This is a genomic window from Enterobacter sp. PTB, assembly GCF_051130085.1.
GTDB lineage: Bacteria > Pseudomonadota > Gammaproteobacteria > Enterobacterales > Enterobacteriaceae > Enterobacter > Enterobacter ludwigii.
On sequence record NZ_JBDKEE010000011.1, the window covers coordinates 106,563 to 119,097 of the forward strand.

Below are 12,535 nucleotides of genomic sequence, written 5' to 3' on the forward strand. Positions count from 1 at the left end.
ACTGTTCGCCCCGCACGTTGTCGGGCGGCAGGTACGTCAGGTTGGATGCCTGTCTTCATTTCCCTCTGGAGCGAAAGGGGTTTAAACGGGCATCTATGAACATTATTTCTTTCCTGAAAAACAATAAAGACCGCTGGTGGGCTTTACCGCTTATTTTACCGGTGGGTTTACTGCCTGTATTAAGCGTTGCCAATACCTTTACCCGATTGGGCGATGGTCTGGTGGCACTCTATTATTTACCTCTCTCCTTTCTGCTTTCGGTGATGATGTTTTTTGGTCTGGAAGCGCTGCCCGGCATCGTATTGTCACTGTTCATCCGCTACTACCCGTCGGTTGGGTTGTTCGAAACCATCGCCGGCATTTTTCATTTTATTGTCCCTGTTGTGCTCAGTTGGGGAGGGTATCGGGTGTTTGCGCCCAGACGCAGCATGACGGCTTACGGGGATGTCAGACTGATGGCGCAGCGTATCTTCTGGCAGGCCTTTTGCCCCGCGACGCTGTTTCTGGTGCTGTTTCAGTTTGCCCTCTATCTGGGGGTGTATGAGAGCCGTCAGAGCCTGGAGGGGTTAACCCCGCTTAATATTCGCACGCTGATTAACTATCAGGCGCTGCTGGTCAGTGGGCTGACGGGCGTGCCGTTAAGCTATTTACTGATCCGTCTGATTCGTCATCCGCGGTATATCAGAAGTCTTGTCTCGCAGGTGCGAATGCAGATAGACAAAAAGGTGACGGTTATTGAATTTCTGCTGTGGGCCATTGCGCTTGGCGGGCTGCTTACCCTGCTGCTGCTCCCGATGAATGAAAACAGCTCGATTTTCACCACCAACTACACCCTGTCGTTGCTGATGCCGGTGATGCTCTGGGGAGCGATGCGGTTTGGCTATAAGCTGATGTCGCTTATCTGGACCCCGGTGCTGCTGGTGTCCATCCACTATTTTTACCGCTATATCCCTCAACAGTCCGGGTATGACATTCAGCTGGCAATTACCTCTTCCAGCTATCTGGTCTTTTCGTTTGTGGTGATTTACATGTCGATGCTGGCCACCTGCCAGCGCGCCGCGAATAAACGTTCCCGCAGGCTGGCGCTACTCGACCCGGTTGTCCATATGCCGAACCTGCGGGCCTTGTCGCGCGATCTTGCTAAAAACCCGTGGTCGGCGCTCTGTCTGCTGCGCATTCCGGAGCTGGAGGTGCTGGGCCGAAATTACGGGGTGTTGTTGCGGATCCTGTATAAACAGCAGCTGGCGCAGTGGGTCAATGGCACCTTGCAGCCCAGTGAGCGGGTCTATCACCTCACCGGCTGTGACCTGGCGGTTCGCCTTAACGCGGAATCGCACCAGCAACGCATTGAGGCGCTGGACGAGCATATTAAACAGTTCCGCTTTGTCTGGGATGGGATGCCGCTGCAGCCTCAGGTGGGCGTGAGCTACTGCTATGTGCGCTCACCGGTGACCCATCTCTATCTGGTCCTCGGTGAACTGGGGGTGATTGCCGATCTGTCGATTTCGACCAACCATCCGGAAAATCTGCAGCAGCGCGGTGCTGTCCATCTCCAGCGTAGCCTGAAGGACAAGGTTGCGATGATGAGCCGTCTGCAAAGTGCGCTCGACAGTAACGCGTTTACTCTGCTGGTCCAGCCGGTTTGCGGCGTGCGGGGCGATTGCTACCACGAGGTGTTGCTGCGGATGTCGGATGCAAACGGGGCGTTGCTCTCTCCCTTGCAATTCCTGCCCGTCGCCCAGGAATTTGGTCTGTCGTCGCGGGTTGATTTGTGGGTACTGGAGAACACGCTACGCTTCCTGGCAGAGCATCGGGTAAATCTGCCCGGCCAGCGTTTTGCCATTAATCTGGGCCCTTCCACCGTGTGCCGTGCGCAGTTCCCGGCTGAGGTGAGTCGTCTGCTGGCGAAATACGCCGTGGAACCCTGGCAGCTGATATTTGAAGTGACCGAGTGCAGCACCTTCGGCAGTGGTGAGCAGGCGTTACATACCCTCAGGCAGTTGCAAAAAATGGGGGTACGCATTGCGATTGATGATTTCGGTACCGGCTATGCGAGCTACGCGCGGCTGAAAAGCGTGGACGCCGATATCCTTAAGATAGACGGAAGCTTTATCCGTAATATCGTCAACAACAGTCTGGACTATCAGATAGTGGCCTCGATTTGCCATCTGGCGCGAATGAAGAAAATGCTGGTGGTCGCGGAGTATGTCGAAACAGAAGAGATACGTAGCGCGGTTCACGCGCTAGGTATCGATTATGTGCAGGGTTATCTGATTGGCAGACCGGTGGCGCTTGAGTCACTGCTGGAAGCAGAGGCGTCGCCGGTCGAGACCTGAGCCGTTACGCCGCGACGTCTGAGCTCTCTTCTTCGATTTTGAGTAGCCAGCCGGTGACCGCTTCCCAGTACTGCTGCTCTTTTTCCAGATCCAGCAGCACCAGCGCATTCTGGCTAAACCAGTCTGGCGGGAAGCTCAGGGTCCAGTGGTTGTCATCCGTTTTGAGCTTCAGCGTGGGCGGGGTGGTGGTGGCCTGACGCTGGTTATTGAGCAGCACGCCGAGACGCAGCAGCTGAATAAGCGGCAGGAATTGCTTCTTCTTAAACAGCGTGAAGCGCGGCAGATCGTCAAGCTTGATGGCTTTACGATGGTAGCGCACCAGGGTCGCCATCATGGTTTGCTGCTCCTGGTTGAAGCCAGGCAGATCGCTGTTTTGCAGGATATAGGCTGAGTGGCGGTGCATTCCGCTGTGGTTAATATTCAGTCCCACTTCGTGCAGCATTGCTGCCCATTTCAGCAGGGCGGCAAGCTGCGGATGCGCCAGCTTAGGGTTCTGCTCCTGCCACTGGTCGTATATCTGAACGGTTGTTTCCAGCACGCGCTTCGCCTGTTCACGGTCGATATTGTACTGGTTTGCCAGGCTTTGCGCGGTGCGGCTACGAATATCCTGGTGGCGGAAACGGCCTTCCATTTCATACAGCACACCTTCACGCAGCGCGCCGTCGGAAAGACGCAGCTCTTTAATTGCCAGCGCATCAAATACGCCGCACAGGATAGCCAGCCCCGGTACGAATACCGCTTTGCGCTCGTCGGAAAGACCCGGCAGGCTTAAGGCGTCAAAGCTTTTATGTTTCAGCACCTCTTCGGTCAGCAAGGTCAGGCGCTCAGGGGTGATAAACCCATCTTTTTCACCCATCGCCAACAGCACTTCATGTGCCGCTTTGATGGTGCCCGATGCGCCCAGCGCTACGTTCCAGCCCTGAATACGGTACTGCCAGGCCAGGTTCTCCAGTTTCTGGATAGCGGCCATGCGCGCGCGCTGGAAGTTTTCGCGGCTGATTGCGCCACCCGGGAAATACATCTGCGCAAAGCTGACGCAGCCCATACGACGGCTTTCGACCAGACGCGGCTCAAAATCTTCGCCGATCACCAGTTCCGTAGAGCCGCCGCCGATGTCGATGACCAGCTTGCGCCCTTTTTCCGGCTGAGTGTGTTCAACACCCATGAAAATCAGACGGGCTTCCTCGTTACCGGAGATGATCTCAATGGGGTAGGGGATCACTTTTTCGGCCCGCTTGAGGAATTCTGGCGCATTCAGCGCCTGGCGCAACGTGTGGGTGCCCACAATGCATACGCTGGAGGGCGAGAAGCCCTGCAGGCGTTCAGCAAACAGCGACAGGCAGTTTAAGCCTCGCTCCATTGCCTCTTCGCTGAGCATGCTGCGCTCATCAAGACCATCCGCCAGGTGTACACGCTGTTTCAGACGACCGATGATCTGCAACGCGCCATCCACCTCACGGGCGATGACCATGTGGAAACTGTTAGAACCAAGATCGACCGCGGCGAATTCCTGCGGGCGTGGGGTCTTATCATTTATCGGCATAGGTTAATCGGGTTGCTCGAGTGATTTGATATAGTCGTAAATCGCCAGTTGCGACCGCACTTTACGGCGATTGCCGCGCGGTACATAGCGGTTACTGAGTTCTTTGTCGATATAGCGTGCTTTCACCGTATCGCTGAACAGAATCTCGATGATATCGAGGATCTGCTGCTTCAGCCGCGGATCCAGGAGCGGTGTCGCGACTTCAATTCGGTAGTCAATATTGCGCGTCATCCAGTCTGCAGAAGAGAGATAGACCTGTTTATCACCCGCATTATCGAAAATATAGACCCGATCGTGTTCCAGGTAGCGGTCAACAATGCTGATCACGCGAATATTGTCGCTAATGCCTTCGAGTTCAGGGATCAGTGAGCACATACCGCGTATCAGCAGATTGACCGGAACGCCGGAGCTGGACGCCGCATACAGACGATCCACCAGTCCTTTGTCGACCAGGTTGTTGAGTTTCAGCGTAATGCCCGACGACAGCCCTTTCTGGGCATTGGCGATCTCTTTATCGATCATGTCGTACAGCAAGCGGCGTGAGTTCTGCGGCGAGACCAGCAGATAATCGAAGCTGACCGGGCGGTACGGGTTCTCAATAAAGTTGAACACCCGGCGAACCTCGTTAGTGATGCGTGCATCGGCAGTCAGCAGCGAGTAGTCGGTATAAATTCGCGCGGTTTTTTCGTTAAAGTTCCCGGTCCCGATGTGGGCATAACGCACCACGTCCTCCCCCTCTTTACGGGAGATAAGGAACAGCTTGGCGTGAATTTTCAGCCCAGGTGCTGAGAAGATAACGTGGACACCGGCTTCCGTCAGACGGCGCGCCCAGTGAATGTTTGCCTCTTCATCGAAGCGCGCCTGCAGCTCAACCACCACGGTCACTTTTTTGCCGTTGTGCGCCGCATGGATCATCGCGTCGATGATGCGGGAATCTTTTGCCACACGGTAGATGTTGATTTTGATCGCCAGTACGTTCGGGTCGAACGAAGCCTGACGCAGCAGTTCCAGCACGTGTTCAAACGTATGATACGGATAGTAGAGCAGGACATCGCGCTCGCGAATGGCGTCGAAACCGTTGCGGAATTTATCGAACCAGAGATGGCGCAGACGCGGCAGCGGTTTGTTCACCAGATTGGCCTTGCCGACGTTCGGGAAGCCAATAAAGTCTTTAAAGTTATGGTAACGACCGCCCGGCACGATGGAGTCATAGCGAGAAATGGTCAGCTTGTCGCGCAGCATTTCCACCATGGCATCTGGCATATCGCGCTGATAAACAAAGCGCACCGGCTCCGCCGTCAGGCGCTGTTTCAGGCTGGATGACATCAGCTCCATCAGGCTGGCTTCCATCTCGTGCACCAGATCGTATTCGGCGTCACGGGTCATCTTCATGGAGTAGGCGTTTAACGCGTCGTAATCGAAGAAGCCCTTGAAGATGTCGTCCAGGCAGTAACGCAGGATATTATCGAGCAGGATCATTGGCTTGCGTCTGCGCGGGGTTTCCGGCGGCAGGTTCACAAAGCGCGGCACCTTATCGGACGGGATCTCAAGCAATGCGTAACGAATCGTGTCGCCACGAATAATTTCCACCGCGAGGTAGGTGTAGTCATCTTTCAGGAACTGCACCAGATCGGTTTCGCGGTTGATCAGAATAGGGGTAATGTGCTGGCGCAGGTAATGTTTGAAATAGTGGCGCAGCCAGGTTTGTTGGTTAACAGAAAGCTGACGTTCGTTAATCAGGAAGATTTGATTGCGTGCCATTTCCAGCAGCAGTTCGTTATACAGGCCGTCAAACTCCTGATCGGCTTTCAATACGCGCGACTGAATTTTGCCCAGCAGATGGCGCGAGTGAGAGTTTAAGCCCTGTTCTTCGCTGATGATGATTCGCCGTTTCAGTTCGGCAAAGCGAACCTTGTAGAACTCATCCAGGTTGTTGGAGTAAATCCCCAGAAAACGCATACGCTCGATAAGCGGGTTACTTTTGTCTGCCGCTTCCTGGAGTACACGTTCGTTGAATGCTAACCAGCTTAGCTCTTTCTCGATATATAACTTTTCCTGACCCATTACAGCTCACACTCCAGTTCAATCACAGGACGTGGTAAATCCGTCTCGTCCTTATTATGGCGAGCATTTCCACGATATGTCCAACAGTGCCAGAAAAGTATGACAGTTATTTTTTTTCTGGGGGATTTTAGAGGGTTGGGGGAAGGGCATGTCGGGAAGCGCGGTGCTCACCCGACAGTGAAGACCACAGGCCCGTGCAGGCGTCGCGCCGCCGGGCACATCAAACAAACTACTCGTCAGCGGCATAACCCTGTGCAGGGAGCCTGACGCCGTCCAGCCAGGCGGCACCGTCGCGCATCTGAAGACGCCCGTCAACAAACCAGCTTACCACCAGAGGATAAATGGCGTGTTCCTGCGTCTGCACGCGTTCGGTAACGTCGTCTTCGCTGTCACCTTCAAAGACCGGCACCTTTGCCTGCAGGATCACCGGCCCGCCGTCCAGCTCGTCGGTAACGAAATGCACGGAGGTACCGTGCTCCTCATCGCCGTTTTCCAGAACCTGACGATGGGTGTGCAGGCCGGGATACTTCGGCAGGAGGGAAGGGTGGATATTCAGCAGACGACCAGCGTAGTGCCCGACAAAGGCCGGGCTCAGGATACGCATATACCCCGCCAGCACGACAACGTCAGGCGCGTAGGCATCAATCTCCTGAACCAGTTCCCGGTCAAACGCTTCACGTCCGGAGAACTGGCTGGCTTCCAGCGCGTGCGCGGGAATGTTTTCTTCCCGGGCACGTTCAAGGCCGAACGCGTCGGCCTTATTGCTGAATACTGCCCGAATGGTGCCGTTGATTTTCTTCTGTTTGCAGGCGTCAATTATCGCCTGCAAATTGCTTCCGTTACCGGAAATGAGCACCACAATGTTTTTCATTCAATGACCACACGCTGTTCGGAATCGGATGCTTTGATAATACCGATTTTCCACGCGTTTTCACCTTTGTCGGTCAGCAGCGTAATCGCCTTATCCGCTTCGCTTGCTGGCAGCGCGATAACCATGCCCACGCCACAGTTAAAGGTGCGGTACATCTCGTGTGATCTCACGTTGCCCGCAGTCTGCAGCCAGTTAAAGACGGACGGCCACTGCCAGGACGATTCGTCGATCACCGCCTGGGTGTTGTCCGGCAGGACGCGCGGAATGTTTTCCCAGAAGCCGCCACCGGTCAGGTGGGCAATGGCGTGCACGTCAACCTTCTCGATCAGCTCCAGCACGTTTTTCACGTAGATGCGGGTCGGCGCCAGCAGATGGTCAGCCAGTGGCTTGCCATCAAGCTCGGTGGTCAGTGGATCGCTGCCGCTCACGTCGAGGATTTTACGCACCAGAGAGTAGCCGTTCGAGTGCGGGCCGCTGGAGGCCAACGCGATCAGCACATCACCATCAGCCACTTTACTGCCGTCGATAATTTCTGATTTTTCTACTACGCCAACGCAGAAGCCTGCGACGTCATAATCTTCGCCGTGATACATACCGGGCATTTCGGCGGTTTCACCACCGACCAACGCACAGCCAGACTGCAGACACCCTTCGGCAATGCCGTTAATGACGCTTGCTGCGGTATCCACGTCCAGTTTTCCGGTCGCGTAGTAATCCAGGAAGAACAGCGGCTCTGCGCCCTGAACCACCAGGTCGTTAACACACATCGCGACCAGATCGATACCGATCGTGTCGTGACGTTTTAAATCCATCGCCAGGCGCAGTTTCGTCCCTACACCATCAGTACCCGAGACCAGAACAGGTTCACGATATTTTTGCGGCAGTGCGCACAGTGCGCCGAATCCACCCAGACCACCCATCACTTCCGGGCGGCGGGTTTTTTTCACCACACCTTTGATTCGGTCAACCAGCGCATTACCTGCGTCAATATCAACACCGGCATCTTTGTAGCTGAGAGAAGTTTTGTTGGTCACGGCTCAAGTCCCCACGCGATTGCATAGCTAGTAAGAAAAATCGGCGCAATTCTAACAGTCCAGGCAAACGTTTGCGAGCCTATTCTCGGCGAGAGGATTTTTTTTTCAGCAGGCCCTGCGAATGCGCCTAAAGTTGAGTCTGTTCACGAAAATGAAACCGGTTTCGGTTTTCTCCTTGCAACAGAAAGCCCCTTTGCACATCATCAGAATGAAACCGGTTTCTGTAATTGTTTTTGCAGAAAATAACGCAGAATGAGGGAAAGTGTATGTCTGGATTCAAAGCAGATTTTCTGTGGGGCGGTGCGGTCGCAGCGCATCAGCTGGAAGGGGGCTGGAACGAGGGCGGTAAGGGGATCAGCGTTGCCGATGTGATGACTGCCGGCGCGCACGGCGTGCCGCGTGAAATCACCAACGGCGTGCTGCCAGGGAAAAATTACCCTAACCATGAAGCCATCGATTTCTACCATCGCTATAAAGAGGACATCAAACTCTTTGCCGAGATGGGCTTCAAATGCTTCCGTACCTCCATCGCCTGGACGCGTATCTTCCCGAAAGGGGACGAGCTGGAGCCTAACGAAGCTGGCCTGAAATTCTATGACGACCTGTTTGACGAGTGCCTGAAGTATGGCATCGAGCCGGTTATTACCCTTTCCCATTTCGAGATGCCGTTCCACCTTGTCACCGAATACGGTGGCTGGCGTAACCGTAAGCTGATCGACTTCTTTGTTCGCTTTGCGGAGGTGGTGTTCAGACGTTACCAGCATAAAGTGAAGTACTGGATGACCTTTAACGAGATCAATAACCAGGCCAACTTCCACGAAGACTTTGCACCGTTTACCAACTCCGGCCTGAAGTACGAGCCGGGCGAAGACCGCGAGCCGGTAATGTTCCAGGCGGCACACTATGAGCTGGTGGCCAGTGCCCTGGCGGTGAAGGCCGGGCGCGACATTAACCCGTCGCTGCGGATCGGCTGCATGATTGCCATGTGTCCAATCTATCCGCTGACCTGTGCCCCGGACGATATGATGATGGCGATGAACGCCATGCACCGTCGCTACTGGTTCACCGATGTCCACGTGCGCGGCAAGTACCCACAGCATCTGCTTAACTACTTTGCTCGTCGCGGTTTCACGCTGGATATTACAGAAGAAGATAACGCGGCGCTGACGCAGGGGTGTGTCGATTACATTGGCTTTAGCTATTACATGTCTTTCGCCACCAAAGCGACGGCGGATAACCCGGAGCTGGATTACGACGAAAGTAAGAGCCTGGTCTCCAACCCGTACGTGCAGAAATCTGACTGGGGCTGGCAGATTGATCCGGTGGGCCTGCGTTACTCCCTGAACTGGTTCTGGGATCACTATCAGCTGCCCCTGTTCATCGTGGAGAACGGCTTTGGCGCCATCGACGTGCAGGAGAGCGACGGTTCGGTGAATGACCAGTACCGTATTGATTACCTTGCCGCGCACATCCGCGAAATGAAAAAAGCGGTGGTCGAAGATGGCGTTGATCTGATGGGGTATACCCCGTGGGGCTGTATCGACCTGGTGTCTGCCGGAACGGGTGAAATGAAAAAACGCTACGGCTTTATCTTTGTCGACAAAGACAATGAAGGTAACGGTACCCTGAACCGCAGTAAGAAGAAGTCGTTTGACTGGTATAAGCAGGTGATAGCCAGCAACGGCGACACTCTTTAATTCCAGCAGAGTAAAAACGCAAAAAGCCGGAGCTTGCCCTCCGGCTTTTTTGCCTCTAAAACACTTTGCTTGATGTACGTCAAGCAAGTTGGGTATGGTGCAATCCGAAAAAAGCGGTATAATCCCGCGATTTTTTTGCGGTTGCCCCCTCAGAGGAGAAAGAGAATGAAGATTGTGGAAGTGAAGCACCCACTCGTTAAACACAAGCTGGGCCTGATGCGTGAGCATGACATCAGCACGAAGCGTTTTCGCGAACTGGCTTCTGAAGTCGGCAGCCTGCTGACCTATGAAGCGACCTCTGACCTGGAAACGGAAAAAGTGACCATCGAGGGCTGGAACGGCCCGGTTCAGGTTGAGCAGATCAAAGGTAAGAAAATTACCGTTGTGCCCATCCTGCGTGCCGGCCTCGGCATGATGGAAGGCGTGCTGGAGCACGTGCCAAGCGCGCGCATCAGCGTGGTCGGGGTCTACCGCGACGAAGAGACCCTGGAGCCGGTACCGTACTTCCAGAAGCTGGTGTCTAACATCGACGAGCGTATGGCCCTGGTGGTTGACCCGATGCTGGCGACCGGCGGTTCAATGATTGCCACCATCGACCTGCTGAAAAAAGCCGGTTGCAGCAGCATCAAAGTGCTGGTGCTGGTTGCTGCACCAGAAGGTATCGCGGCGCTGGAAAAAGCGCACCCGGACATCGAACTCTATACCGCGTCTATCGACCAGGGGCTGAATGAGCACGGGTACATCATCCCGGGGCTTGGCGATGCCGGCGATAAGATTTTTGGTACTAAATAATCGAATAACGATAATGAAGCCGACTTTGATAGTCGGCTTTTTTTTGAATAAAACGCCAACAACAATACTACTCAGAGGAAAACACTATGACGCGCCGTGCTATCGGGGTGAGTGAAAGACCGCCGCTTTTACAGACAATCCCGCTTAGTCTGCAGCACCTGTTCGCCATGTTTGGCGCAACCGTGCTGGTGCCAATCCTGTTTCACATTAACCCGGCTACCGTGCTGTTGTTCAACGGTGTGGGTACGCTGCTTTACCTCTTTATCTGTAAAGGCAAAATCCCTGCCTATCTCGGCTCAAGCTTCGCCTTTATTTCACCGGTTCTGCTGTTGCTGCCGCTGGGGTATGAAGTGGCGCTGGGCGGCTTCATTATGTGTGGCGTCCTGTTCTGCCTGGTCTCTTTCATTGTGAAGAAGGCCGGTACCGGCTGGCTGGACGTTATGTTCCCGCCTGCCGCAATGGGGGCCATTGTCGCCGTCATCGGTCTGGAGCTGGCGGGCGTAGCGGCCAATATGGCCGGCCTGCTGCCTGCTGACGGGCAGTCACCGGATTCCAAAACTATCATCATCTCGATGGTGACACTGGGCGTAACGGTATTTGGTTCCGTGCTGTTCCGCGGTTTTATGGCGATTATCCCGATCCTGATCGGTGTGCTGGCGGGGTACGCGCTCTCCTTCGTGATGGGCGTTGTTGATACCACGCCTATTGCTGAAGCGCACTGGTTCGCACTGCCAACCTTCTATACCCCGCGCTTTGAATGGTTTGCCATTTTCACGATCCTGCCCGCGGCGCTGGTGGTTATTGCTGAGCACGTAGGTCACCTGGTGGTGACGGCAAACATCGTTAAACGTGACCTGATCCGCGACCCGGGTCTGCACCGCTCGATGTTTGCCAACGGCCTCTCTACCATTATCTCCGGTTTCTTTGGTTCTACGCCTAACACCACCTACGGTGAGAACATCGGCGTGATGGCGATTACCCGTGTCTACAGTACCTGGGTCATTGGCGGCGCGGCAATCATCGCCATCCTGCTCTCCTGCGTGGGCAAACTGGCGGCGGCTATCCAGATCATTCCGGTACCGGTAATGGGAGGCGTCTCTCTGCTGCTGTACGGTGTGATCGGCGCGTCCGGTATTCGCGTGCTGATTGAATCCAAAGTGGACTACAGCAAAGCGCAAAACCTGATCCTCACCTCCGTGATCCTGATCATCGGCGTGAGCGGCGCGAAGGTGCACATCGGTGCGGCTGAACTGAAAGGCATGGCGCTCGCGACCATCGTGGGTGTGGGCCTGAGCCTGATCTTCAAACTGATCTCCGTCCTGCGCCCGGAAGAAGTGGTGCTGGATGCCGAAGACAGCGAAAAAGCGTCACATTGATCGTAAAACCGGGCGGACGATCCGCCCGGTTCTCTCCTTGCACGTTCCGTGCTAAACTCACCGCCGATTTTATGTAAGATCTGGTTGAGGTACTTCTGAACGGACCGGCACAGCTCTCTCTGCCACTCTATCTCCCTGACGACGAAACTTTTGCGAGTTTCTGGCCGGGTGATAACCCCTCTTTACTGGCTGCACTGCAAAACGTGCTGCGTCAGGAACACAGCGGATACATCTATATCTGGTCACGCGAAGGCGCGGGGCGCAGCCACCTGTTGCATGCCGCCTGTGCGGAGCTTTCCGCGCGGGGTGATGCGGTAGGCTATGTGCCGCTGGATAAACGTACCTGGTTTGTGCCTGAAGTCATGGAGGGAATGGAACATCTCTCACTGGTCTGCATCGATAATATCGAATGTGTGGCGGGGGATGAGCCATGGGAAATGGCGATCTTTAACCTCTATAACCGCATTCTGGAGTCGGGGAAAACCCGGCTGCTGATCACCGGCGATCGTCCGCCGCGCCAGCTGAATCTGGGGCTGCCGGATCTGGCTTCCCGTCTGGACTGGGGGCAAATCTACAAGCTGCAGCCGCTGTCGGATGAAGACAAACTTCAGGCGTTACAGCTGCGCGCAAGATTGCGCGGCTTTGAACTCCCGGAAGACGTGGGGCGTTTCCTGCTCAAGCGCCTGGACCGGGAAATGCGCACGCTCTTTGATACGCTCGATCAGCTCGATCGCGCCTCGATTACCGCGCAGCGCAAGCTGACCATTCCTTTTGTGAAAGATATTCTGAAGCTGTGATGCGCTTTTCTCCCTCTGCCTGGCG

The 12,535-nt window shown here is 55.0% G+C and carries 9 protein-coding genes; 5 read left to right on the forward strand and 4 right to left on the reverse strand.

Annotation, left to right across the window (positions count from 1 at the left end):
• The first annotated feature begins 95 nt into the window (after positions 1–95).
• Positions 96–2,336: an EAL domain-containing protein gene (locus tag AAIR21_RS15195; protein ID WP_044866185.1), complete on the forward strand. Its 2,241-nt coding sequence runs from the start codon at positions 96–98 to the stop codon at positions 2,334–2,336.
• 4 nt (positions 2,337–2,340) lie between these two features.
• On the opposite strand, the gene ppx is transcribed toward AAIR21_RS15195, so the two are convergent.
• From ppx to purM, 4 genes are all read right to left on the reverse strand, one after another.
• Positions 2,341–3,879: an exopolyphosphatase gene (ppx, locus tag AAIR21_RS15200; RefSeq protein ID WP_020883058.1), complete on the reverse strand. Its 1,539-nt coding sequence runs from the start codon at positions 3,877–3,879 to the stop codon at positions 2,341–2,343.
• A 3-nt stretch (positions 3,880–3,882) separates the two neighbouring features.
• The gene (ppk1, locus tag AAIR21_RS15205; RefSeq protein ID WP_014171133.1) at positions 3,883–5,943 is read right to left on the reverse strand and encodes a polyphosphate kinase 1; all 2,061 of its coding nucleotides are present in this window, start codon (positions 5,941–5,943) and stop codon (positions 3,883–3,885) included.
• 229 nt (positions 5,944–6,172) lie between these two features.
• On the reverse strand, positions 6,173–6,814 hold the full coding sequence (purN, locus tag AAIR21_RS15210; RefSeq protein WP_014171132.1) for a phosphoribosylglycinamide formyltransferase: 642 nt from the start codon (positions 6,812–6,814) through the stop codon (positions 6,173–6,175).
• A complete protein-coding gene (gene purM / locus AAIR21_RS15215; RefSeq protein WP_183516114.1) occupies positions 6,811–7,848 on the reverse strand; it encodes a phosphoribosylformylglycinamidine cyclo-ligase in 1,038 nt (345 codons plus the stop codon). The genes purN and purM overlap by 4 nt, the downstream gene beginning before the upstream one ends.
• Positions 7,849–8,114: 266 nt before the next feature.
• Between purM and AAIR21_RS15220 the strand changes: the two genes are divergently transcribed.
• The 4 genes from AAIR21_RS15220 to AAIR21_RS15235 all read left to right on the forward strand — a co-directional run bounded on the left by AAIR21_RS15220 (position 8,115) and on the right by AAIR21_RS15235 (position 12,510).
• A complete protein-coding gene (locus tag AAIR21_RS15220) occupies positions 8,115–9,545 on the forward strand; it encodes a 6-phospho-beta-glucosidase (RefSeq protein ID WP_020883060.1) in 1,431 nt (476 codons plus the stop codon).
• Between the two features lie 165 nt (positions 9,546–9,710).
• Positions 9,711–10,337: a uracil phosphoribosyltransferase gene (gene upp / locus AAIR21_RS15225; RefSeq protein ID WP_020883061.1), complete on the forward strand. Its 627-nt coding sequence runs from the start codon at positions 9,711–9,713 to the stop codon at positions 10,335–10,337.
• An 86-nt stretch (positions 10,338–10,423) separates the two neighbouring features.
• Positions 10,424–11,713: a uracil permease gene (uraA, locus tag AAIR21_RS15230; protein ID WP_014171128.1), complete on the forward strand. Its 1,290-nt coding sequence runs from the start codon at positions 10,424–10,426 to the stop codon at positions 11,711–11,713.
• A gap of 95 nt (positions 11,714–11,808) precedes the next feature.
• Positions 11,809–12,510 carry a DnaA inactivator Hda gene (locus AAIR21_RS15235; RefSeq protein WP_212479862.1) on the forward strand — a complete coding sequence of 234 codons (702 nt, stop codon included), beginning with the start codon at positions 11,809–11,811 and terminating at the stop codon, positions 12,508–12,510.
• Positions 12,511–12,535: the final 25 nt, after the last annotated feature.

Excerpts from the sequence above, each read along its gene's own strand:
- AAIR21_RS15195 (WP_044866185.1), top strand. The coding sequence starts at position 96 with ATGAACATTATTTCTTTCCTGAAAAACAATAAAGACCGCTGGTGGGCT.
- upp (WP_020883061.1), top strand. The coding sequence starts at position 9,711 with ATGAAGATTGTGGAAGTGAAGCACCCACTCGTTAAACACAAGCTGGGC.
- purN (WP_014171132.1), bottom strand. The coding sequence starts at position 6,814 with ATGAAAAACATTGTGGTGCTCATTTCCGGTAACGGAAGCAATTTGCAG.
- ppk1 (WP_014171133.1), bottom strand. The coding sequence starts at position 5,943 with ATGGGTCAGGAAAAGTTATATATCGAGAAAGAGCTAAGCTGGTTAGCA.
- ppx (WP_020883058.1), bottom strand. The coding sequence starts at position 3,879 with ATGCCGATAAATGATAAGACCCCACGCCCGCAGGAATTCGCCGCGGTC.
- AAIR21_RS15220 (WP_020883060.1), top strand. The coding sequence starts at position 8,115 with ATGTCTGGATTCAAAGCAGATTTTCTGTGGGGCGGTGCGGTCGCAGCG.
- uraA (WP_014171128.1), top strand. The coding sequence starts at position 10,424 with ATGACGCGCCGTGCTATCGGGGTGAGTGAAAGACCGCCGCTTTTACAG.